Origin of the sequence: Sorangium sp. So ce302 (assembly GCF_051530145.1) — a bacterium.
GTDB lineage: Bacteria > Myxococcota_A > Polyangia > Polyangiales > Polyangiaceae > Sorangium > Sorangium cellulosum_B.
Genome location: NZ_CP150326.1, coordinates 8,308,136 through 8,329,864 on the forward strand (window position 1 = coordinate 8,308,136; position 21,729 = coordinate 8,329,864).

The 21,729-nt window shown below is 70.9% G+C and carries 15 protein-coding genes, 15 tRNA genes and 1 pseudogene; 7 read left to right on the forward strand and 24 right to left on the reverse strand.

Going from position 1 to position 21,729, the window contains the following annotated elements; genetic code table 11:
• Positions 1–496 precede the first annotated feature (496 nt).
• Both WME73_RS31330 and WME73_RS31335 read left to right on the forward strand, forming a co-directional pair.
• On the forward strand, positions 497–796 hold the full coding sequence (locus tag WME73_RS31330) for a hypothetical protein (protein ID WP_437911923.1): 300 nt from the start codon (positions 497–499) through the stop codon (positions 794–796).
• A gap of 76 nt (positions 797–872) precedes the next feature.
• Entirely contained in the window at positions 873–1,448 is a 576-nt protein-coding gene (locus WME73_RS31335) for an HPF/RaiA family ribosome-associated protein (RefSeq protein ID WP_437740055.1), read from the forward strand.
• A 65-nt stretch (positions 1,449–1,513) separates the two neighbouring features.
• Here WME73_RS31335 and WME73_RS31340 read toward each other — a convergent pair whose 3' ends face one another.
• The 21 genes and pseudogenes from WME73_RS31340 to WME73_RS31440 all read right to left on the reverse strand — a co-directional run bounded on the left by WME73_RS31340 (position 1,514) and on the right by WME73_RS31440 (position 11,778).
• Positions 1,514–3,730 carry a protein kinase domain-containing protein gene (locus WME73_RS31340; protein WP_437911924.1) on the reverse strand — a complete coding sequence of 739 codons (2,217 nt, stop codon included), beginning with the start codon at positions 3,728–3,730 and terminating at the stop codon, positions 1,514–1,516.
• A gap of 113 nt (positions 3,731–3,843) precedes the next feature.
• Positions 3,844–4,362: an HNH endonuclease gene (locus WME73_RS31345; RefSeq protein ID WP_437740057.1), complete on the reverse strand. Its 519-nt coding sequence runs from the start codon at positions 4,360–4,362 to the stop codon at positions 3,844–3,846.
• Positions 4,363–4,422: 60 nt separating this feature from the next.
• A tRNA-Leu gene (locus tag WME73_RS31350) sits at positions 4,423–4,495 on the reverse strand.
• Between the two features lie 4 nt (positions 4,496–4,499).
• Positions 4,500–4,581, reverse strand: a tRNA-Leu gene (locus WME73_RS31355).
• 15 nt (positions 4,582–4,596) lie between these two features.
• Positions 4,597–4,670 (reverse strand) — tRNA-Pro (locus tag WME73_RS31360).
• 45 nt (positions 4,671–4,715) lie between these two features.
• A tRNA-Pro gene (locus WME73_RS31365) sits at positions 4,716–4,789 on the reverse strand.
• An 86-nt stretch (positions 4,790–4,875) separates the two neighbouring features.
• A tRNA-Glu gene (locus WME73_RS31370) sits at positions 4,876–4,949 on the reverse strand.
• 99 nt (positions 4,950–5,048) lie between these two features.
• Positions 5,049–5,119, reverse strand: a tRNA-Gly gene (locus WME73_RS31375).
• A 178-nt stretch (positions 5,120–5,297) separates the two neighbouring features.
• A tRNA-Ala gene (locus WME73_RS31380) sits at positions 5,298–5,369 on the reverse strand.
• Positions 5,370–5,511: 142 nt separating this feature from the next.
• Positions 5,512–5,581 (reverse strand) — tRNA-Trp (locus tag WME73_RS31385).
• A 4-nt stretch (positions 5,582–5,585) separates the two neighbouring features.
• A tRNA-Asp gene (locus WME73_RS31390) sits at positions 5,586–5,657 on the reverse strand.
• A gap of 7 nt (positions 5,658–5,664) precedes the next feature.
• A tRNA-OTHER gene (locus WME73_RS31395) sits at positions 5,665–5,788 on the reverse strand.
• Between the two features lie 75 nt (positions 5,789–5,863).
• Positions 5,864–5,935, reverse strand: a tRNA-Arg gene (locus WME73_RS31400).
• Positions 5,936–6,119: 184 nt separating this feature from the next.
• A pseudogene (locus tag WME73_RS31405) lies at positions 6,120–7,800 on the reverse strand (TROVE domain-containing protein).
• A gap of 98 nt (positions 7,801–7,898) precedes the next feature.
• Positions 7,899–7,973 (reverse strand) — tRNA-His (locus WME73_RS31410).
• A 12-nt stretch (positions 7,974–7,985) separates the two neighbouring features.
• Positions 7,986–8,058 (reverse strand) — tRNA-Pro (locus WME73_RS31415).
• A gap of 99 nt (positions 8,059–8,157) precedes the next feature.
• Positions 8,158–8,229: transfer RNA gene (locus WME73_RS31420), tRNA-Asn, on the reverse strand.
• 94 nt (positions 8,230–8,323) lie between these two features.
• Positions 8,324–8,397: transfer RNA gene (locus WME73_RS31425), tRNA-Lys, on the reverse strand.
• 441 nt (positions 8,398–8,838) lie between these two features.
• Complete coding sequence (locus WME73_RS31430) at positions 8,839–9,015, reverse strand: hypothetical protein (RefSeq protein WP_437740059.1); 177 nt, start codon at positions 9,013–9,015, stop codon at positions 8,839–8,841.
• Positions 9,016–9,323: 308 nt separating this feature from the next.
• Positions 9,324–10,559: a tetratricopeptide repeat protein gene (locus WME73_RS31435; RefSeq protein WP_437911925.1), complete on the reverse strand. Its 1,236-nt coding sequence runs from the start codon at positions 10,557–10,559 to the stop codon at positions 9,324–9,326.
• A gap of 151 nt (positions 10,560–10,710) precedes the next feature.
• Entirely contained in the window at positions 10,711–11,778 is a 1,068-nt protein-coding gene (locus WME73_RS31440) for a protoporphyrinogen/coproporphyrinogen oxidase (RefSeq protein ID WP_437911926.1), read from the reverse strand.
• A gap of 204 nt (positions 11,779–11,982) precedes the next feature.
• On the opposite strand from WME73_RS31440, the gene WME73_RS31445 reads away from it, so the two are divergent.
• A complete protein-coding gene (locus WME73_RS31445) occupies positions 11,983–13,701 on the forward strand; it encodes an NAD-dependent malic enzyme (protein WP_437917449.1) in 1,719 nt (572 codons plus the stop codon).
• Between the two features lie 53 nt (positions 13,702–13,754).
• Here the strand turns inward: WME73_RS31445 and WME73_RS31450 are convergent, their stop codons facing one another.
• From WME73_RS31450 to WME73_RS31460, 3 genes are all read right to left on the reverse strand, one after another.
• Entirely contained in the window at positions 13,755–14,168 is a 414-nt protein-coding gene (locus WME73_RS31450; RefSeq protein ID WP_437708746.1) for a hypothetical protein, read from the reverse strand.
• 153 nt (positions 14,169–14,321) lie between these two features.
• Entirely contained in the window at positions 14,322–15,800 is a 1,479-nt protein-coding gene (locus tag WME73_RS31455; protein ID WP_437740062.1) for a hypothetical protein, read from the reverse strand.
• 214 nt (positions 15,801–16,014) lie between these two features.
• The gene (locus WME73_RS31460) at positions 16,015–17,676 is read right to left on the reverse strand and encodes a Ppx/GppA phosphatase family protein (RefSeq protein WP_437740063.1); all 1,662 of its coding nucleotides are present in this window, start codon (positions 17,674–17,676) and stop codon (positions 16,015–16,017) included.
• 50 nt (positions 17,677–17,726) lie between these two features.
• Here WME73_RS31460 and WME73_RS31465 point away from each other — a divergent pair, with 50 nt between their 5' ends.
• The 4 genes from WME73_RS31465 to WME73_RS31480 all read left to right on the forward strand — a co-directional run bounded on the left by WME73_RS31465 (position 17,727) and on the right by WME73_RS31480 (position 21,647).
• On the forward strand, positions 17,727–18,347 hold the full coding sequence (locus tag WME73_RS31465; protein ID WP_437911927.1) for a hypothetical protein: 621 nt from the start codon (positions 17,727–17,729) through the stop codon (positions 18,345–18,347).
• Complete coding sequence (locus tag WME73_RS31470) at positions 18,344–18,610, forward strand: hypothetical protein (RefSeq protein WP_437740065.1); 267 nt, start codon at positions 18,344–18,346, stop codon at positions 18,608–18,610. Before WME73_RS31465 ends, WME73_RS31470 begins: the two co-directional genes overlap by 4 nt.
• Before the next feature lie 40 nt (positions 18,611–18,650).
• Positions 18,651–18,827, forward strand: a complete 177-nt coding sequence (locus WME73_RS31475) for a hypothetical protein (RefSeq protein ID WP_437740066.1) — start codon at positions 18,651–18,653, stop codon at positions 18,825–18,827.
• Positions 18,828–19,277: 450 nt separating this feature from the next.
• Positions 19,278–21,647, forward strand: a complete 2,370-nt coding sequence (locus WME73_RS31480) for a hypothetical protein (protein ID WP_437740067.1) — start codon at positions 19,278–19,280, stop codon at positions 21,645–21,647.
• Positions 21,648–21,729 lie beyond the last annotated feature (82 nt).

A 21,729-nucleotide genomic window follows, 5' to 3' on the forward strand; every position in this document is an offset into this window, starting at 1 on the left:
GACGCGCCGTGCGCACGTGCTCCCGATCGGCACGGCGGGCGGGCCTTCGCGTCGCTCCGCGCTCCGTGAGGGCCCGTCGTGGCCGCCGCCCCTCGCGGCGCCCCCTGGTGGCAGAGCTCGTCAGGAGCGGGCGGCACCGCTCCCGGACCCGACACGCATGGAGCGCCGACGAGACGCCATGGAACGACGTGAAGCGCGCCGCAGGTCGCAAACTGCCCCAGGAGAGGGCGCCCCGTCGCTTGATGCCACACCCCCTTGCCACCCTGGAGATGCACGAGGGACGCAAGAACTGGCTCGCTCCGCGCAGAGCCTGCGCCTCCGCGCGCGCGCCTGGCGCGCTCGACCGTGAAGGAGCGCGCCGCGCGGCTGTTGCTCGGTTGAGCGGCCATGGCAGCGAACTTGCTACCTGATCACGCCGAGCACGCGCGAGGTGTTCACGGTCGCAGGGCCAATCCCTCCGAGCCTGCGCCTCCGGCGAAGCAGACGCATACCGACGATGCTACAGCGTGATATGAAGCCGAGCCACGTGGGCGGGCAGGACCTCGGGGGCGGGCCCTCCCTCCTGGATCCCGGCGTGAAGCGCGCGCAGGACATCGAGGAGCCGACGCGTCGGCTGCGGGGCGTCGCCTCGGCCGATCTCCGGGAGATCCCGGTCTTGCCTGAGGAGGCCCGGCTGCCGCGCGACGCCGTCGATCGGGCAGCCCCGGAGCGGCGCGCTCTCCGAGCGATCGCGCGGAGAGCCGCGAGGCCGGGGCAGCGCCCGGCGCCTGGACCGGAACTCCCACCCACGTGCTGAAATCGGCTGATACGGATCAGCGACCCATAGCGACTGCAGTGAGGCGTCCCAGCGACGCAGGATGAAAGGAGAGAGCATGCAAGTGGAGCTCACCTTCCGACACATCGGCAAAAGCCCCTCGCTCGAGGAGCTGATCCGGGAGCAAGCGAACAAGATCGAGCGCTTCAACGACCACATCAACAGCTGCGCGGTGGTGGTCGAGCGCGACCACGCGAGCATGGGCACGGGCGGAGAGTACCGCGTGCGCGTCGACCTCCACGTGGCCGGCAAGCACGAGATCGTGAGCGAGGAGCGGGCCGCGAGGAACCTGCTGCCGGCGGCGGTGCGCGACGTGTTCCAGCGCGCCGGTCGCCAGCTCAAGAAGCTCGCGGACGAGCACCGGAGCGAGGTGAAGGCACACCCGGCGCAGGACACGGCCGGCGTCATCGCGAAGCTGTTCAACGACTACGGGTTCATCACGACGATCGATGGTCGGGAGATCTATTTCCACGAGCGAAGCATCGTATCGGCTCCGTTCTCCGAGCTGAGGGTCGGCATGGGCGTCGCCTACACCGAGGAGGACGGCAACGAGGGGCCTCAGGCGAGCAGCGTGCGCGTCGTGGACGCGCGCGGCGGCAACCGTGGCAGCGAGGAGATACCTACGCTCAGCTAGCCCGAACGCGCGGGGCTCGGGCGCGCGGCGCGAGCCCCGCCTCCCGCTGTCCGCCGAGGCGGCGGCTATATCGTCGTATCGCGTCGCCACCGCCAGCGGGGCGCCGGCCGAGGCCTCGAGTCCGCCGGAGGCTCGGCCGGCGGCGTCGCGCTCTCCTCTCTCTCCTCCTTCGCAGGGGGCATGTCCTCGTCGGCGGGAGGCTCTGGCTGCGGCTGCGCCCTGCGCTGCCGCAGGGCGCACTCCTCGTTCTGCCTCTCCAGCGCGTCGATCTGCGCGGAGGCCTCGTCGAGCCTGCGCTCGAGCAAGCCCACGCGCGTGGACTCGCGCCTCAGCTCCGACAGGGCAGCCCTGAGCTCGTGCTCTCTCGAGCCGAGGGCGGCCCTCACCCTCTCGCGCTCGTCCTCGGCCTGTCCGAGCCGCGCCGACAGGCGCTCGCGGTCGCCCTCGAGCCCGGCGATCTCGCGCTCCATGGCGCTCCTCGACTGCTCGTAGCGCTCGTCCGCCTCTGCCTTCGCCGCGGCCGCGGCTTGCGCCGCGCGCCTCGCGCGGAGCTCGGCGCTCTCGGCCAGGCGCTTCGCCTCGGTCATCGAGTCCCTGGCGGAGTTGGCGCTCTTCGCGTCGTCGCTCGCCCTCATCGCGAGCGCGAGCGCCTCCTCGGTGGCGCGCTGCGCCTCGGTCATCTTCGCGAGGGCCTCCTGCGCGGAGGAGTTCGCGGCCGCCTCGAGGCGGCTGTGCTCCCGCGCGGCGCGCTCGGCGGCCTCGGCCGTTGCCCGCGCCCGCGTCGCTTGCACCCAGAACACCGTGGTCGTCGCGACCATGCCCATCAGGAAGACCACGCCGAGCGCAAGGAGCACCCGCGTGAGCCGCTCGCGGCGGGCCTCCGCGCCGAGGGCCGCGTCGAGGAAGCTGCGCTCCAGGCCCGAGAGGTCGTCGATGTCCCGGGCCCACGCGGACAGCTCGTGCAGCGCCTTTCCGCGCGGCAGGAGCCTCGGCGCCCTGCCGCTCGCGACCCACCTCGAGAGCGCCTCGTCGAGCTCCTTCTTCGCCCGGCCGAGCCGGTGCAGCGCCGTCGCCACCTCCGCCATGCGCGGCCGCGCATCGGGGTCGAACGACAGCACCCGGTGGACGAGGGCGACGAGATCGGGCGGCGTGGCGGCGCTCATCGGGGGCGGCCACGCGCCGCGCGGCGCGTCGGGCGTCTGCCCCTCGAGCAGCTCGTAGAGGATGACGCCGAGGGAGTAGACGTCCGCCTTGACGTCGACGCTCCCGGAGTGGCGCTCCTGCTCCGGCGCCATGTAGCTCCTCGTCCCGAGGCCCCACGCGCCTTCCTGCGTGAACGGCATCGTGGGCTGTCCCGCGCCCCCGCCGCTCGACGCGGGCCCGGCGGGCTCGATGGACACGCGCCCTGCAGCAGAAGAGACCACCCCGGGCGGGATCTCGACCGGCGCGGGGAAGACCTGGATCGCAGGCCTCTCGAGGCTCACGCGAGGAAGGCTCCGGAGCGCGTCGTCCTCGCGCGGGTCGCTCTCCGCCGTCGAGCTCTCTTCGCGCTCCGCCGTCGTGCGCGCGTCGCTCGCAGGGCCGCTCGCGATCCCCGCCCAGCCGGCGGCGCTCTCGGGGTCGGGCGCCATCCCCACCGTCGGCGCCGTCGGCGCAGAGAGCTCGGTGCGGAGCGGGGGCACGGACGCTGGCGCGAGGGAGCCCCTCGCGTCCAGCTCCAGCACCTCGGGGAGGCCGCCCCAGAGGACCTTCGCGATGCCGAAATCGAGGATCTTGACGCGGCTGCCCCCGGGGGCGAGCTCGTCGTCGATCACCATGATGTTCTCCGGCTTCAGATCGCGGTGGACGACCTTGGACGCGTGGGCCGCGGCCATGGCCGACGCGATCTGGTAGCCGAGCCGCACGACCTGCCGCGGCCGATCCGCGGCCGGCACGGCCTGCACCCAGTCGCGCAGCCCCCGCCCATCCAGGTACTCCATCACGATGTAGGGAGAGCCGTCCTCGACCTCACCGGAGTCGAAGACACGGACGATGCCGGGGTGGTTGATGATGTTGACGGCGATCGCCTCCTGCCGGAAGCGAGCCACGACGTCCGGCCGGCGGGCGTAGTCGCCGAGCAGCACCTTGATCGCCGCCCGCGCCCGCGTCTTCGGGTGCCGCGCCCGGAAGACGCGCCCCATCCCGCCGCGGCCGAGCTCTCCCTCGATGAGCCAGCCCTGCAGGATCGCGGGGAACGGCGCGTCCTCGTCCTCCGCGCGGCCTTCGGCCTGACGCGTCTCCATGCCTGCCCATCCTGCACCCGCGCGGCCGCCGGCGGAAGCCCCGACGCGCGCCGGCGCGCCCGACCCGCCGTCTGCACGACGGGCCGCGGGCGCGCCGGCGCGAGGGGCTCAGCTCACCCCGAGCTCGCGCAGTAGCCTGCCCACACCTCCGGGATGCGCCGCTCGCTCAGGCCCATGACGGGCGCAGGCGGCAGCCACTTCGGCTTCACCGGGGCGCGGAGCAGCTTCATGCCGGCCTGCTCCGGCGTGCGCCCCCGCTTCGCCGAGTTGCACGCGTAGCAGGAAGCGACGATGTTGTCCCAGACGGTCTTGCCACCCTGCACACGCGGGATGACGTGATCGTAGTTGAGCTCACGGGCCACCTTCTTCACGCCGCAGTACTGGCAGCAAAATCCGTCGCGCAGGAGGACGTTGAGCCTCGAGAACTTCACGCCGCGCTTCATCCCCAGCGTCGGCCGCTTCAGCCGCACCACCGCAGGCGCGTTGATGGAGAGCGACGGCGACCGGATGACATCGTCGTACACCTCGATGACCTCCACCTTGCCCAGGAAGCTCATCGTGACGGCGGTCTGCCAGGGGATGACCTTATGGGGCACCATCCATGGCGTCAAAAGCAGCGTCTGCGCGGTCATGGCCCACCTCTCTATCGTCTCTTTCTCTTCATGACGTCACTCCAGGTTAGACGCAATCGGTGCCCGGGGAGGGAGTCGAACCCCCAGATGGCTGGGTCTAAGCCAGCAGCGTTTGCCGTTTCGCCACCCGGGCAGGGTGTCACCGGTGGGACTCGAACCCACATACCCCGAAGGGCGCAGGATCTCAGCCTGCCACGTATGCCGTTCCGTCACGGTGACGTCCGCGCGACGCGGTCTGAGTGGGAGGATTCGAACCTCCAGCCCCCGGCTCCCCGAGCCGGTGCTCTACCAGGTTGAGCCACACCCAGAGGGTCTTCGTCGTGCGTCGCGGCGGAGCTGTCGCCCCTCCGCGGTCTGGGTGGGGGGATTCGAACCCCCAGTCCCCGGCTCCCGAAGCCGGTGCTCTACCAGGTTGAGCCACACCCAGAAATCTATCATCAAGATGGAATTGGCAGGCTCGCTCGCTCGGGCGCGGGCGCCCGAAGGAGCACGCTGGCGAGCGGAGCGGCCCGGTGTCCCCAGCGGGATTCGAACCCGCGCCTCCGGAGCGAAAATCCGGCCGCCTGAGCCTCTAGCGAGATGGGGACAGGGACACATGATAAGCACATGAACAGGAGAGCCGACCTGCGGCCCCGGCGCCGCGATGTCGCGGGCGCAGAGCGCCGCGAGGGGCGGCCCCTGACAGGAGCGGTGGAGGAGAATCGAACTCCCGTCGCGAGCCTGGCACGCTCGCACTCTACCGTTGAGCTACCACCGCGGGTTCATCGAAAAAAGAGGCGGGCCGCCGGGCGCCGCGCGCCCGCACATCGTGTGCGGCCGCCGGACGGCGGCCCGCCTCGGCAACGAGACGAACGAACGGGCAAAGGGCGCCGTGGGGAGGCCCCAAGGGGGAACTGCCAAGCGGCATGGTAACCCACGAGCATTGGCCCGTCCGGTGGAGCGACGAGGGGTCGAACCTCGATCCCTGCCGTGCGAAGGCAGTGTTCTCCCGGTTGAACTATCACCCCGAGCCAGCGGCTCTGGCGTCAGATCTTCATCATCGAACATCCATCTCCTTGTCTCCCCACGTCCGTTACCTCCTTTACCTCCTCGCCCATTGGACGATCACTCATCGTTCTTATTGGGATCATCGCGCTCCTTTTTTTGCGGCGGGGCGTGAAGGAATCGAACCTTCTCGCAGGAGTTTTGGAGGCTCCGCCGTCTCCATGACGCACACCCCTAGGCGCCCCCGAGGAGGATCGAACTCCCCTCACCTGATCGACAATCAGGCTGCCTCACCAGATGCATACGAGGGCAAACCAGCGCCGCCGACGGGATTCGAACCCGCGTCATCCAGATTAACGGGTAACCGTCCTCCTTCGGCCCGGATCGGGCAAATGGTGGAGAGCGGAATGTCAGGTGCTCTACCAGGCTGAGCTACGGCGGCAAGGTCGGGATCCGAGAACCGTCGTCCTCCGGCCCGGATCGGGCGAGAGAGCGGGCGACGGAGAGAGGATCCCGGCGCCCCCGGCGGGACTCGAACCCGCATCGACCGGCTTCGTAGGCCGGCCCCTATCCATTCGGGCTCGGGGGCTGTTGCTGAGAGCGGGACGCTGGAGTCGAACCACGAGAACTGTCCCTCTGAGGCCCGGGAGATCCCGGGCAAAGGGTGAAGGACAGGCGCCATCCATCATGGCGGCGTCCCGCAAAAGGAGGGCGCTCGTGAGGCGCCCTCGTCGGACGGACGGGCCGGCGGAGCCCGTCCGTCACGCTGCCTGTCACGAGACACCCCGGGTGAAATCCGCCATCACCTGGGGGGCCGCCCCGTCGAACCCCACGACATCGAGCATGCCGGGGTCCGTGGGATCGGCGATCGAGAAGCCGGTCGACGTCATGCCGACGACGATCAGCCGGGCCGGTCGGCCCATCGCCTGCCGGTATTCCCTGAGCGCCTGGAACGGGTGAACGCCGCCCGCCCAGGTCTCGTTGTCCGTGTAGATGACGAACGCGTCGACCTCTACCCGGTTCCGCTTCGCCCAGACCATCGGCAACGCGCAGTCGGTGCCGCCGAAGGGGAGGCCGCCCACCGCGCGCAGCACGTCGTCGAGGCGCTGCTCCGGCGATATCGACAGCGGCGTGAGGCCGGAGACGCCCCCGCCCCACTTGCCGCCGTAACCGCCCGACGCCGCCGAGAAGCCGACGACGCCGTACTCGCGCTCGATCCTCGCCGTCGCCACGGCCATGGCTGCGCTCGCCACGCGCGGCGTCAAGCCAGGGACGCCAGCGATGGATCCGCTGGTCATGGACCCGGAGATGTCGAGCGCCAGGAGGTGCTTCTTCCCCGTCGGCTCGACCGCCCGGAACGCGAGGTAAAATGCCTCGTTCAGCGCGTCGACGACCTCGCGGACCCGGGGTCCACGAGAGCGCGTTGGCGCGCCGGCGAGCGCGCTCGCCGTGGCCCTGCTCATAGACCTTGAGGGCCGAGAGCACGGCGATGGGGTGGACCCGGGCCGCGCGCAGGCGCCCGGCGTCGGTGAGCTGTCGCGCCACCCTGCGGGACGCGTCGCTCATCGGCGAGAGCAGGCCGATCGCGGTCATCCTCCCCAGGTTCCGGAGGAGCGCTGTCTGAGGCATGTGCTCGAGCAGCGCCTCCCAGACCGCGGGGTCGCTCTTCCACTCGGTCAGGAGCATCTCGTGGGTGAAGCGATGCTGCCTGATCAGCGCGGTGACCTGCTTGCGGTTCGTCGCCGCGCCGAGCGACTCGAACGCGCGCACCGCGTCCGGCAGATCGGTCATGGGCAGCGCCTTGCCGCGCGCCGACTCCTTCCCGAGCGCCTCGATGCCGCCGACGATCCAGCGGTAAAGGGCGTCGTGCTGCGGGGTCGGCGCGACCGGGTGCGCGAGCCGCAGGAGATCGCGGTGGCTGAAGCCGTCGCGTTGCTGGTACTTCATCGCCTGGTACGCGACCCTGTCGACGGGCTTGTCGTTGTACCAGGCGGCGACGGCGGACCGGAGCCCGCGCCCCCACTTGCGGAACCCTTGCACATCCCGGGTGAAGTGGAAGAGATCCGTCCCCGTACGGCACACCTCGGGCAACGCCGCGAGGGCGGCCTGACGGGTCTCGAGCTTCGCGTCGGCGGCGGCGATCGCGAGCGCGAAGATCGCGGGCGCGTTCTTCGGCGCTCGCCCCGAGCCGCTGATGTCGACGATGCGCTGCACGGCGCGGGGCCCGTCCGCGGCGAGGCACGCCTCGACGGCGCGGGCGTTCTCCACCGTGAGCTTCCGCTCGGTCGCGTAGTAGGTCCCCCCCTCGGCGCCGAGGATCAGCCAGCGGTCGAGCCTCGCCCACTCGTCGAGGGCGAAGGTGAAGCCGCCGGCGCTGTTCTTCGCCTGATCGGCGCGGGCCTTCTGCCGCTGGGGGGTGACCAGCGCGGCGAAGTGCTTCAGATAATCGGCCATCACACCACCTCCGGCCCGGACCCCGGGCAAAAGAGGACGGATAAAAGAGCGTGCTCGGGTTGATCTCCCAAAGATAACCGAGCCCGTTCGACCCGTCCTGGGTGGGCGTACGGGGATCGAACCCGCCTACGCAGGGTCACAACCTGCCCTCTTCACCAGAAGAGAAACACCCACGCAAACCATCGTCGGGATGGCCGGAATCGAACCGGCGGATCTCCTCACCCCAGATGAGGCGCCTTTCCACTAGGCTACATCCCGCAGCGCCAGCTCGAACGAGGCGCCGACGCGCCCCCGGCTGGCGGCGAGCCGGCGCCTCGCGTGAGCGAAACGGGCCTGCCTCCCGCGATGGGGGCGCGGCTCCGGCGGGAGGAATCGAACCTCCAACCACCCGCTTAACAGGCGGGCGCTCTGCCATTGAGCTACACCGGAACATGGAGGCGCAGCGCGCCTCCATCTACGTCATCCTAAATTGTCACAGATCAGGTGTCCCCGACGCCGGCGCGGCTGCGCCGACGAGGACAGGTGGACCCGAGAGGAATCGAACCTCCAGCCGTCCGCTTAAGAGGCGGCTGCTCTATCCATTTGAGCTACGGGTCCGCGCGGAGGGCGCACCTCCGCCTGGCCTGCTGTGTCGGCAAGCCAATGCACGTCGACCATTCCGCGAAAGCATTACCGGGCGCCGCGAACGCGCGCCGCGGCGCTCATTCTCGAATCGAATGCTCCCAACGCATTCTCTGCCGCGCCTCCTTTCTCCGGGCGCAACTCCCCCACCGCAGCGCGCGACGACGTAGCGCGCCGCGCGCAAGACAACTCATCTCCTCGACCCGCCGGCAGCCTGCGATCCACAGCAGGCCGAAAGCCCACAGCAGCTCTCCAGCCCACCGGCAGGCCGACAGCCCACGGCAGATCTCCAGCCCACGAGCGGGCCGATAGCCGCAACGAGCCGACAGCCCACAAGCCCCCAGAACGCCGAAGGCCGCCTGGGTTTCCCGAGGCGGCCTTCGCGAACGTCGTCGATCGACGCGTGCTTAGCTGCCTCTAGGCGCTATTCTCCGGGTTACCGAGCTTCCGCGACGGACGGAGGCCGCAAGGGTAACCTGGATTATGCGCCCAATGTTCATCGCCCAGCAGGCGATCCCATGCCATGGTCGCATCGGGCGTTCCCGACTTGGACAGGATGGTGACGATCTGCAGGTTGTGGCGGCGGCTGAACATGGCGAATCCTCGTGTTCCGATTAAGTACTCCCCTTGGACGGGCTGCGCAACAGAAAAGTTCCTCGAGTCGATTCTTTTTTCGCCGCCTTCAACGCCTTCAGCATTGGCACGCTCCCTCGGCGCTCGCCGGTCCGAGCGCGGTCGGTGCAGTCCTCGATGCAATCGACGAGCCGCGCCATTTTCTTTTTCCAGGCACCCGCCCTGGGCCTGCATATGCCGAGGGCGTCACGCACGACCCACGACGGCGCTCAGGCACCCTGAGCCAGGAGTGACAGCAGCAGGCGACCGCGCGCAGCGCACCTCGTGGCCTATTTCGTGCTGGCGCTGGCGCTGGCGCTGACGTTGAGCCGGACTCGCTCGTCGCAGCCGCCACCAGAGACGACCAGCTGACCGCCCTGCACTTTCACGTCGGCCTCGCTCCCAGCCGGCCAGCGCAGCGCCACCATCGCCCGGCCGGAGCGCGCGTCATAGAACGTCCGCTCGCGGTAGCTCGCGCCGTCCCGGCAGCGCATCTCGTCGTTAACCTCTCCGTCGTAGACCGCGCCAGCGCCGTCGAAGGTGCTCTCGACCACGAGCAGCCCCCCCTCGACCGAGCCGCTCACGCTGCGTATCCCATGGCAGTGCGCGGGCCAGCCCCCCGAATGACCGCCGTTCACGACCAGGAACCCGTCCGGCTTGCGGGGGAAGACCACATGGTTGCTGTGGTGCACGTACATCATGTAGTCGCGAGGGAAGACCCACGGCGCATCGCCGGCGCACGGGCTGTCCGCCCACCTCGAGTCGGGCCTGCACAGGCGCTCTCGCGCCGCGGCCTCGCTCGTCGCCTCGCCGGGCGCCCCCTCGGCGGCGCCGATCCGCGCGAGGAGCTCGGTCCACCCCTTCACGAGATCGGCGCCCTCGAGGTCGGCCTTGCGGACCTCCACGGTGCAGGTCGATCTGCCGGCGAGCTTGCCGCGCGTGGCCGCCGAGGGCTTGAGCAGGTGCGCGTTGGCATAAGCGACCCGGGCCGCCTCGGCGTCGCCCGCCCTGTCGCGCAGGAGCCCGAGGTTGAACCAGATCTGGGAGCGCAGCTCGGGATCGCCCGCCCCCGCGAGCGCCGCGTCGAAATCGCTGTCCGCCGCGCCGCTGTCGCCCGCGGTCAGGTGCGCGAAGCCTCGCTCCGCGAGCGCCCGCGCGTCGCTCGGGTCCGCGGCGATCGCCTCGGTGAACGCCTGGATGGCCGCGTTGAAGTCCTGCTTCTTGGTCGCGAGCCGGCCTCTCGCCAGCGCGGCCTTGTACGTGGCGAGGGCCTGCTTCTCCTTCTCGGTGAGCGGGCGCGCGCTCGGCGCGGGCAGGGCCGGTGACGCCGGCGACGCGGGCGGCGCGGCGCTGCTCGCCGACACGACGGCGGCAGGTGAGCTCGCCGCGACGGGCGGCGCGCTCTCGGCGGTCGGCCGCGGCGGCTGGTCACGGCAGCCCGCGGCCACGCACGCCGCGATGAAGCCGAGCGCGAAGCGCCTCTCGATTTCGCGCGTGCCGTGACAGCCGGTGATGTCGGTGGTCATGGTGCGCATCCTCGCCCGTCCGGGTCGAGCCTGTCACCGCAGATCGACACTGGCAGGCCGCGCTCCTCGCGCGCCGCATCAGCGCAGCCTGCGAGCTTTCGGGAGGACGGGTCGCCTCTCGTGCGTGGTCGCACCGGAGCGCGACAGCGCGCTACAGGGCGCCGACGCGCTCCGCGGCCGCCTCGGCGGAGCGCACGGCGGCGTCGATCCCGGAGCCGTGGAACGCCGATCCGGCAAGGAGCACGCCGCTGCCGGCGAGCGCCTGCTCGGCCTCTCGGACCCGCGCCGCATGCGCAGGAGTGGAGACCGGGAGCGCGCTCGACCAGCGCGAGACCCACGCGCGCTCGGAGGGCCCGTGCACGCGCAGCACGCGCGCGAGCGAGGCCTCGGCGCGCGCCGTCCAGGCGTCGTCGCCCATCTGCTCGAGGTCCGCCGGATCCGGGCGGAAGAAGAGGCGAAGCGTGACGTGGCCGGCGGGGGCGCGCTCGGCGAACTTCGAGGTCGTGAACGTGCACGCGCGGAAGCCGTGCGCCTGGTGCCCCGCGGCGACGACGAAGCCGGTGCCGTCGAGCGGGTGCTCGATCGCGGCGCGCGGGTACGCCAGCGAGACGGTCACGCTGGAGAGCGTCTCGGCGTCGCGGAGCGCCCGCCCCGCCTCGCCGAGCAGCGCGGCCGCGCCGGCGGCGTGGGTGGCGAGGACGACCGCGTCGGCGTCGATCTCGGCCCCTCCGGCGAGCGCGAGGCGGAAGCCGCCGGCCACCTTCGCGAGCGAGGCAACCGCTGCGGAAGTGCGCACCTCGACGCGCCCCGCGATCGCGAGCGCGAGCGTCTCGGTCAGCTGCGCCATCCCGAGGCGGAAGGTCCGGATCCCCTTGCCGAGCTCGTCGCGCGGCACCTGGAAGCCGAGGAACTCCGCCGCCTCGCCCGGCGCGAGCTCCCGCAGCGCGACGCCGTCGAAGCCGAACGACCGGTGCGTCTCCTGACCGACGAGATCGCCGGCGATGCCGAGCGCGCTCGCCAGCCCAGGGACGGCCTCGCTCCGCGCGATGAACCCCTCGGCGCCGAGCTCGACGACGAAGCCCGAGGCCCGCACCGTCCAGAGCTGCCCGCCGACCCGCGGAGCCGCCTCGACGAGCGTCACCTGGTCGCCCGCCATCGCTCGCCGGAACGCAACGATGCACCCGGCCAGACCGCCTCCAATGACGGCAACGCGTCGCATCGCGCCTCTATACCACGAGGCGATAACAATGTGAGAAGCACTGCATCCGGCGAGCAGGATCCGCCCGGGTTCGCCCGCCGGCGATACCACTGTGAGAAACACTCCATTCACCGACCGGGAACAACCCGAGTTCGCCCGCTCGCCCGCTCAAGCGCTCAAGGAACGCTCGCCGGCGCGCGCGCATCGGTTTAGAATGCCTCCATGGTGAGGATATCAAAGTATTTCGACGTCAAGAAAGACGCCTATGGCCGCGAGTACATGGAGGTGTACTTCGACGGGATCGCCCTCCTCAGGCTCGTCATGACCAACAAGGGGACGGCCTTCACGCCGGAAGAGCGCGTGAACCTCGGGCTCGACGGGCTGCTCCCGCCGCAGGTCAACACCATGGAACAGCAGCTCGCCCGCGTCTATGGCGGGTTTCGCCGCGAGCCGACGCCGATCGCCAAGTATCAGTATCTTCGGGCGCTCCAGGAGCGCAACGAGATCCTCTACTATGCGCTGCTCAATCGCCACCTCGGCGAGATGCTGCCCATCGTCTACACACCGACCGTGGGCGAGGCCGTGCAGCAGTTCAACTTCCTCTATCAGAGCGCGCGCGGCGTCTCGTTCTCTCCCGTGAACATCGATCGCGCCCAGCGCGTGCTCGCGAGCTTCCCGTGGGAGGACGTGCGCATGATCGTGGCGACCGACTCCTCCGCGATCCTCGGCATCGGCGACCAGGGTTACGGCGGGCTCGCCATCCCGATCGGCAAGCTCGCGCTCTACACGGCGGGCGGCGGCGTGAGCCCGTTCCACACGATGCCCGTGGTCCTCGACGTGGGGACCGACCGGGCCGATCTCATCGAGGACCCGTTCTACCTCGGTGTTCGCCAGCGCCGCCTGCGCGGCGACGCCTACTTCGACTTCTTCGACAGGTTCGTCGAAGCCGTGAAGAGCAGCTGCCCCCGCGCCGTCATCCAGTGGGAGGACCTCTCCAAGGAGGCCGCCTTCTCCGTGCTGGATCGGTACCGGAAGGTGATCCCCTCCTTCAACGACGATATCCAGGGGACAGGGGCAGTCACCCTCGCGGGCGTGGTCGCCGCGTGCAGGCTGCGCGGCGAGCGGCTCAGGGACCAATCGGTGGTCATCCACGGCGCGGGCGCGGGCGGCGTCGGCGTCGCCTGGGCCATCTGCCAGGGGATGCTCCGCGAGGGGCTCACCGAGGACGAGGCGCTCGCCCGCATCTTCGTCCTCGACTCCAAGGGCCTGCTCGCGAAGGACCGCCCGATGGAGGAGTACAAGCGCAAGTTCGCGCAGGATCCGGGGAAGATCGCCGCGTGGAAGAAGGCCGGGGCCGTGCCGACGCTGCTCGAGACCCTCGAGAACACGCGCGCGACCGTGCTCCTCGGGCTGTCCGGGCAGCCGCGCTCGTTCAGCGAGCCCGTGATCAAGGCCATGGCCGCCAACACCCCGCGGCCGGTCATCTTCGCCCTCTCCAACCCGACGAGCGCCTGCGAGGCGCTCCCCGAGGAGATCCTCGCCCTGACCGAGGGCCGCGCGCTCGTCGCGACCGGCAGCCCGTTCCCGCCCGTGGAGCGCGACGGCAAGACCATCCCCATCGGCCAGGGGAACAACGCCTTCATCTTCCCGGGGCTCGGGTTCGGATCCATCCTGTCCGACGCGCGCGAGATCACGGACGGCATGGTGCTCGCGGCGGCGTATGCGCTCGTCGACTACACGGCGGAGAAGCACCTCGACAACGGGCTCATCTACCCGCCCGTGGAGGAGCTCCAGGAGGTCTCCACGCGCGTCGCCATTGCGGTCATCCGCGCGGCGTTCGAGGACGGCGTCGCGAGGAGCACGAAGGTCGACCCCGGGAATGTCGAGGCCTATGTGAAGGCGCGGTTCTGGCAGCCGAAGTACCTGCCGTTCGTCCGCGGCTAGCGCCTGGCGCGGTGGGGCGCCCGCGGCGCGCGCCGCGGGCGGCGCGCTCCACCTCAGCCGAGCTGGGACAGGAACTTCCGGAGCTGCTGCGCCTCCACCATCGTCATCACCGGGACGAGCCAGGCCTCGAGCGAGGTGGTGTCGCGAAACGCCTTTCGGCTCGAGTTGTGCGCGTCCCGGATGAGGCGCTCGACCTGGAGCCCCAGGATCGCGTTCGACACCGGCAGCAGGTAGGCCGTCCGGTGCACCGTGGCGTTCTGGACCCGCATCATCTCCAGGAACTTCTCCGCGCTCTCGGGCGCGAGCACGTCGACCTGGAGCAGCTCGATGCAGACGACAGCGCCGTGCCGGTTCTGGGTCACGACGCCCTGGATCCGGGCGATGCACGCGTCGACCTCGCCAGCCGGGAGCGGTGATGCGAGCCTCACCTCGATGAGACGACCGGCCCTGTTGTCAACGGAGTACATGAGCGAAATTCACCCTAACGTAGACGTCCAGACCAGAGCGCGTCAATGAACGGCGGTTCCATGCGGTGCGGCTCCGTACGCGCGCACACGTCATCGACGGTTTTTGTCAGCGCCCTCATCAAGCACCACAGAAAAAACCGTCTGCGACGGCGTTCACGCGTCGGACGAGAAGATCACCTTCCCGGCGCGCGCCTCTTCCTCGGAGGCCGCCTCCCGCTCGGCCTCGAGGGCCTTCGCCTCGGTCTCCAGATCGGGAAAGCGGTACCGGATCCCCTCGCCTGCCTCGAGGTCGACGTCGCCCCCGAGGGCGACCACCTCGCGGGTGATCTCCTCGGAGCGCGGCGGCTCCCCCGCCGCCTCCTGCCACGCCCGCTGGAGCACCGCCTCCGTGATCGGCTCCCGGCCCTGCCTCGCGCCGACGCGGGCAAGGATCGCCCGTAGCACGGCCCGCCGGCCGTTCCGCCGGGCGAGCCTCCGCTGCTTCAGCGGGCGCAGGAGCGCCCGGCCGAGCGGCAGCGCGAAGAGCGCGAGCGAGAAGACGAGCGGCACCACCCCGAGCGCGACCGCCGTCCCCGTGGCGGGCAGCTCCGCCATCGGGACGCCCCGCGCCAGGAGCCCGAGGTTGTCCAGCGTAAGGTGGGCCCCGAGCGCGTAGAGGCTCATCAGCAGGTTGAACCCGTTGAGCGCCACGATGAGCGCGTTCATCCCCGGCCCGTTCCCGGTCAGCGGAGGCAGCTCCTCGCGCTCCGCCCAGACCGGCGCGGGCGCCCGCGCCGGCGCCTCCGCCGCCGTCCGCCGGATCGCCTCGAACCGGTAGACGATGCCCCCCTCCTCCGACACGTCGACCGTGCCGTCGTAGTCGAGCATCAGCCGCGCCATCAGCGGATCCGCCTCGTCGCGCGAGAGCCCCGTCACGCGCATCACGTCGGCGAGCCCGATCCGGCCCCGCTGCGCGCGGATCTCGGCCAGGATGAGCTTCTCGGCCTCGAGCGGATCGCGCGGCGCCGGCGTCGGGCCGAAGAAGAACCGGTTCACCTTCTCGTAGAAGGGCGTCTCGTCGCGTCGCTGCCCGAGCGCCCCGCGGTGGCCATGCGACGAGGACCACGCCGGCTCGGCCGTCCACACGAACGGCGAGAACGGGTGGAACGTCCAGAAGATCGCGTCGAGGACCAGCCGAAAGAGGAAGTAGCCGGCGAACGATCCGGGGACGCCGTCGTGATTGCGCGAGTCGCTGCTCGAGCGGGCGAACAGCTGGGCGATCAGGATCCCGACGAAGATCACGACGTACGCGATCAGCACGATCGCGATCCACGCCCGCACGACGAAGCGAGCCACGCCGGCGGCGGCCCGGAGGACGGCCTGGAGCGCGCGCGTGAGGCGCGTGCGGGTCTCCCACGGCTTGGTGAAGCCGTGCGGGAAGCGGAAGAGCAGCTCACCTTCGGACGTCGCCTTGAGGTGGCCGCGGTGCTCGCTGACGAGCAGGTGCAGGCCGCTCTCCGCGTCGCGCAGCGGCAGGCCGCTCTTCGCCGACGCGTCGGCGAGCGTCAGATCGCCCGTGTGCCCGCGCAGGGCGGACCTCAGGACGCCGGCGGCGCGGCGGGCCTCCATCAGCTTCGGAGATTTCAGCGTCAACGGTCGCTCGCCCCTGTTCCACGGCGGCGCAGCCGCGCCCGTCGGTACGGTATCGCCGCGCTCGTCCACGGGGGCAGAACCTCCCCCGTGCCGAGCTTCATGGTGGCCCGCAGGGCTCCACGCAAAGGCCACGGCGCCTTTTTCGGGCGTCGACCCCGCCAGCGCTCGCAGCGGAGCCTCGCGTCAGCCGCCGCGAGCGCGGCGGTGCCTCGCGTCATCCGCCCGCGCTCGCGGCCGGAGGCGGGCGCGATCTCGGCGTGGCGTCGACCATCCGCACCTCCAGGCCGAGCGCGTCGCGCAGCATCCCCGCCTTCGCGACGACCGTCCACTCCTCGAGCGCCCGGTCCTCCGCGCCCTGCACCTCGATCACCAGCGTGTCGCCCTCGATGCGGCCGCTCACCTCCGCGACCTTGGCCCGGTGCTCGCGATCGAGCGCGTCGGCGATGCGGAGGATCGACGCCATGGACTTCACCTTGGCGCGCGCGTCGCGCGAGAGCGCGCGGAAGTTGTCGTGGTCCATGCTGGGCGGCGACTTCCTGTGGTAGCGCGCGATGTTCGCGACGATCGCGCGCTCCTCCGGGGTCAGGCCCATGAGGTCGCTGTGGGCGATGACGTAATAGCTGTGCTTGTGGTGCCCCTCGTAGCGGACGAAGTCGCCGATGTCGTGGAGCAGGGCCGCCGCGCGCAGGAGGATCCGGTCGCGCTGGCCGAGGCGATGGCGCGGCGCGAGGTCGTCGAACAGCCGCTCGGCGAAGCGGGCCACGAGCGCGCCGTGCTTCTCGTCGAAGTGGTAGCGGCGGCCGAGCCGGACGCAGGCGTCGCTGACCGCGGCGGCCTCTCCGCGGAAGTCGGGGCCGAGGAAGTGGGCGTGGGCGAGATCGACGAGCACGCCCTCCTTGAGCCCGACCCCGGGAGCGACGATGACCCGCTGCACGAACGCCCGGGCGATGCGGCCCAGGATCGTCGCCGCGGGGACGATGGTGTCGGCGCGGTCCGGGCGCAGGCCGTAGATCTGCGCGCGCTCCTCGGGCGTCTTCGACGCCATCTCGTCGAGCAGGCGGGACATCGCGGCCACGTCGATCGCCCGCCCCTCCGCGGACCCGGCCGGCGCGGGGCAGAGCTCCGCGAGCGTCTCGATGTTGCCGCCCGTGCCGACGAGCAGATCGATCCCCGAGCCCGACCCCTCGCCGAGCAGCTCCACGATCTCGCGCGTGGCCTCGACCATGACGCGATCGACGTACTCCTCGACGAGCCGCCGGTGCCCCGCGTCGACCGGGCGGCGATCCTCGAGGAAGGCCTCGACCATCCGCACCGTCCCCACGGGGAGCGAGCGCGAGAAGACGGCCCCGCGGCCGCGGAGCAGCGTGAGCTCGGTGGAGCCGCCGCCGATGTCGACGAGGAGCGCGGTCCGCTCGCCGAGCGCGACGCGCTCGCGGACGGCGAGCTGGACGAGGCGCGCCTCCTCGACCCCCTCGATGACCTCGATGTGGACGCCGGCCTCGCGCGCGGCGCGCTCGACGAAGAGGTCGCCGTTCTGGGCCTCGCGCGCGGCGCTCGTCGCCACCGCGCGGTAGCGGTCGACCTTGGCCGCATCCATCGCCGCGCGGAAGCGCCGGAGCGCCTCGCAGGCGGCGCCGATGACCCCCGACTCGAGCCGGCCCTTCGTGAACACGTCGTGCCCGAGACGCACCGACGCGCGATCCGCATGGACATCGCGGAACGGGTGGAAGCGCGGCGCGTCGGGCGCGCCGGTCGCGGCCCCGGCGAGCGCCGGATCCCAGCCGGCCCCGAACGCCCCGAGCGCCGGAGGATCGACGTCGACGATGCGAAGCCGGATGGCGTTGGATCCGATGTCGATCGCAGCGAGCCGCGCCATGTCGGGAGAAGTAGCGAAGCTCCGGGCGGTTGGCTACTCTCATGCCGCTCATGTCGAGGAAGCTTCATCAAGGCTCGGGGGCTCCCCATCTCGGCCCCCTTCAGCATCGGCCTTCAGCGCGCACGCTCGCGCCCGGGCAGGCTCGGGACGCGCGCCGTCTCCTCGGCGGCGCGCGACGGGCGGCGCGCCTCGCGCTGGGGATCGCGACCGCGGCGCTCGCGCTGGCGGCGTGCAGCGGCGGCGAGGCGCGCGCGCCGAACCCGATGCGCGCCCTCGACGAGCGCAGGGCGATCGAGGTGATCCGCCGGGCGATGGCGCACGAGGGCGCGCAGCCGGCGCGCGGGCGCGAGGTCGAGCTGACCAGCGGGCAGAAGGTGCGCGTCGATGTCGGCGTGCAGAGCCGCTCGTACGGCGTCGTCTACGTGACCGAGGAGGACGCCCAGGCGCTCGGCGCCGCGATCCCGCCGCCGAACGGCCGGGACGAGAAGCTGCGCGTCGTCCGCGGCGGGCCGGACGGGGCCATTCGCCTCGTGCTCCTCTACCAGCAGAACTACCTCTATGACGACCTCGTCGGCGAGTCGCACGAGCGCACGACGATCACCGCCGAGCGCGAGCTGACGCGCGACGTGCAGGACTTCATCACCTACGCGCGGACGCAGAAGTTCCAGTGAGCGCGCTCGAGGAGGACGGGCCGGCGCGCCGCCGGGGGCACCGGAGAGAGCGAGACGCCGAGGAGCGCGCGCGACGCGCGCTAGGCGGCGGTGGGTTGCTCCTCGTCGCCGGGCTCGCGCTGGTCGGCGTCGGGCCGTCGGACGCGGGCATGGGGCTCACGGTGCTCGCGCTCCTGGTGCTCATCTACGGGATCCACAGCTTCGGCCGGCTGGGGACGGAGCGGGACGGACGGAGCGAGCAGGCGCGGGCTCCGTCGCGTTGAGGCTTGCGGAGCGGGGCGCGTTCGACCAGCATCCGCCGCCATGAATCGCCCTACGCGCCAGCACCAGCACCTCACCCTCAAGGTCACCCAGAAGCAGGAGCGGAGCACCCAGAGCTCCCGGAAGCCCGGCCGCAAGCACAAGCGCTGGAGCAAATCCCTCGCGCAGTACGCGCCGCTCGTCGCTGGCGCCGAGACGGCCGCCTCCGCCGAGAGCTGAGCTCCCGCCGCCGGCCGAGGACGCCCTGGCGCCCGGCCTTCACGATTTCTCTCTACACGTAACTTTTCAATACTATCGCATGCCGGCGCAGGCCGCCTCCGCTTCCGACGAGGCGGCGGCGCCTCCGCCCGCGATGGCCGCTGTGCCGCCCGTGCCGTGACTGCGGCGCCTCCGCCCGCGATGGCCGCTGTGCCGCCCGTGCCGCGAGCCGCTACGGCGGATGTGCCGCCACTGTGCGACGCGGCCACCGCACCGCGGTCTCTCCGTGGTTCGTGGATTTCGTGATGGGGTCGCGCTCATCTCGCCACGTAGCCAAGAGAACACCCCCTCTCGGCGTCTGATACGCGATCGCCAGGCGGCCTGTCACCCACTCCGCGCGAGACGGGCGCGCCGGCTCCGCGCGCATGGCGCGCGAAGGGCCCACTCCATCTCTCGCGCAAGGAAGGATCCATGCCCGCTCGTCCTCCGTCACGCGCTGCCCGCGCGGCAGCGTCGCTTTTGTGCTCCCTCGTCGTCGGCGGCACATCGCTCCTCCCGGGGTGCCTGAGCCGCCCGATAGCCCATCAGGACACGCGCACGACTGGCACCGTCGTCGAGCGGCTCCCGCGGCGCGTCGACAAGATCGATCTCCTGCTGACCATCGACAACTCGTCGTCGATGAAGGACAAGCAGGACATCCTCGCGCTGGCCGTTCCCGACCTCGTGAGGCGCCTGGTCGACCCCCGGTGCATCGATCCGCTGGACCCCCTGAAATCGTCCCCGCCGGGGGAGGACGGCCGCTGCCCGAGCGGCAAGGAGCGCGAGTTCGAGCCCGTCGTCGACATCCACATCGGGATCATCAGCACGAGCCTCGGCAGCCATGGCGCGGACTCGTGCCCCGAGGGACCGCTCGTCTTCAACAACGACAGGGGACACCTCGTCGCCCGGAGCGACAGGGACGACCACAACGACGCAGACAACGACCCGCCGACCTACCAGAACATGGGGTTCCTCGCCTGGGATCCAGAGCAGAAGCTCAGCCCCGCGGGCGAGTCGATCCTCGACGACGGCGCGGGACGCGGCCTGGTGCCGGCGCTGACGAACATGGTCCGAGGGGTGGCCGACAACGGCTGCGGCTTCGAGTCGCAGCTGGAGAGCTGGTACCGCTTCCTCGTGGACCCCGCGCCCTACGAGACCCTCGAGGTGGTGAACGGCAAAGCGGAGCGGCGCGGCGTGGACAGGAAGCTCCTGGATCAGCGCAAGGCGTTCCTGCGGCCGGACTCGCTCCTCGCGATCGTCATGCTGTCGGACGAGAACGACTGTTCCATCAAGGAGGGAGGGAACGCCTTCTGGGTCGCGAGGCAGAAGGACGACGACGGCGACGTTTTTCGGATGTTCGCGCCGCGAAGGGAGTGCGCGGAGAAGGGCCTGGACGACCCGTGCTGCAAGTCCTGCGGGTCGGACAGGGGCGAGTGCCCGCTGGACGAGGAGACCTGCGGACCGGATGGACAGCCCAAGACGCTCTTCCCGAACGAGGACCCGCACAACCTGCGCTGCTTCGACCAGAAGCGCCGGTTCGGCATCGATCTGCTCTACCCGATCGACCGCTACACGGACGCGCTCACGCAGGCGCGGATCCAGGATCACCAGGGCAATCTCGTCGACAACCCGATCTTCTCGGATCTCGACCCGGACGACGAGAACAGCGCGGTCCGTCCGCCGGAGTACGTGTTCTTCGCGGGCCTCGTGGGCGTCCCGTGGCAGGACATCGCGCGCCAGGACGACGCGGGCCAGCCCGATCTCCGGGAAGGCAGGGACCAGGACGGCAACCGCGTCGGCGGCTTCAAGAGCGCGAAGGAGCTGAGCGCTCCCAACGCGAGCTTCGCGAGCACCTGGGACATCATCCTCGGAGATCCGAAGTCGCGCCGGAGCCCCGGCGATCCCCACATGATCGAGTCGCCGCTCCCTCGCGACGGCGAGAACCCGATCACCGGGACGCGCATCGCCGGCCCGGACTCGCCGGACGACGCCAACGACATCAACGGCCATGAATGGAACCCCAACCCGGGTTTCGGCGACCTCCAGTACGCTTGCACGTTCCGGTTGCTCGATCCCGTGACGGGCGATGACTGCAAGGGCAGTGAAGACCGAGACAGCCCCCTGTGCAAGGACAACCCCGACGGCACCGACAGCAACCTCCAGGTCAGCGCGAAGGCCTATCCGGGCCTGCGGCAGCTCGAGCTCATCCGGGACCTCGGGGAGCAGGGCATCGTCGGCTCGGTGTGCCCGGCGCAGCTCGAGTTCACGGGAGAGGACCGGCTCGACTTCGGCTATCGGCCGGCGATCGGCGCGATCGTCGATCGCCTGAAGACGAAGCTCGGCGGGCAGTGCCTGCCCCGCGCGCTCCAGCCGAACGAGAGCGGACAGGTCAGCTGCCTCGTCCTCGAGGCGCGGAGCACAGCCGAGGGGAAGTGCGGCTGCGACGGGCTCACGGCGCGGCGGGAGGTGCTCCGCGAGAACCTCGCCGCGAAGCGGATGGTGCTCGAGGATCCGGTGGCGGCGGCGAACGGCTGGAACTGCGTCTGCGAGGTCGAGCAGCTGAAAACGCCGGACGAGCTCGCGGCGTGCCAGAACACGGTGCCTCCTGCGCCGGTCGAGGTCGGCGGCGAGAAGGTGCACGGGTGGTGTTATGTCGACCCGCGGCTCGGCTTCGGCCGAGACGAAGTCGTCGCCAAGTGCCCGTCCACAGAGCGCCGCCAGGTCCGGTTCACCGGCGACGGCGCAGCCCTGGACGGCGCGACGCAGTTCGTCATCTGCACCGGCGACACCGCCAACCAGTAGCGCGGCGCCAACAGCAGCGATCCGCTGCGCTGGCCGCGGTCGTCGAGAGGGTCGAGCTTCGGTGGTCCGGAGCGGCGCTCGG

Excerpts from the sequence above, each read along its gene's own strand:
- WME73_RS31330 (WP_437911923.1), top strand. The coding sequence starts at position 497 with ATGCTACAGCGTGATATGAAGCCGAGCCACGTGGGCGGGCAGGACCTC.
- WME73_RS31335 (WP_437740055.1), top strand. The coding sequence starts at position 873 with ATGCAAGTGGAGCTCACCTTCCGACACATCGGCAAAAGCCCCTCGCTC.
- WME73_RS31340 (WP_437911924.1), bottom strand. The coding sequence starts at position 3,730 with ATGGAGACGCGTCAGGCCGAAGGCCGCGCGGAGGACGAGGACGCGCCG.
- WME73_RS31345 (WP_437740057.1), bottom strand. The coding sequence starts at position 4,362 with ATGACCGCGCAGACGCTGCTTTTGACGCCATGGATGGTGCCCCATAAG.
- WME73_RS31430 (WP_437740059.1), bottom strand. The coding sequence starts at position 9,015 with ATGTTCAGCCGCCGCCACAACCTGCAGATCGTCACCATCCTGTCCAAG.
- WME73_RS31435 (WP_437911925.1), bottom strand. The coding sequence starts at position 10,559 with ATGACCACCGACATCACCGGCTGTCACGGCACGCGCGAAATCGAGAGG.
- WME73_RS31440 (WP_437911926.1), bottom strand. The coding sequence starts at position 11,778 with ATGCGACGCGTTGCCGTCATTGGAGGCGGTCTGGCCGGGTGCATCGTT.
- WME73_RS31450 (WP_437708746.1), bottom strand. The coding sequence starts at position 14,168 with ATGTACTCCGTTGACAACAGGGCCGGTCGTCTCATCGAGGTGAGGCTC.
- WME73_RS31460 (WP_437740063.1), bottom strand. The coding sequence starts at position 17,676 with ATGGCGCGGCTCGCTGCGATCGACATCGGATCCAACGCCATCCGGCTT.
- WME73_RS31465 (WP_437911927.1), top strand. The coding sequence starts at position 17,727 with ATGTCGAGGAAGCTTCATCAAGGCTCGGGGGCTCCCCATCTCGGCCCC.
- WME73_RS31475 (WP_437740066.1), top strand. The coding sequence starts at position 18,651 with ATGAATCGCCCTACGCGCCAGCACCAGCACCTCACCCTCAAGGTCACC.
- WME73_RS31480 (WP_437740067.1), top strand. The coding sequence starts at position 19,278 with ATGCCCGCTCGTCCTCCGTCACGCGCTGCCCGCGCGGCAGCGTCGCTT.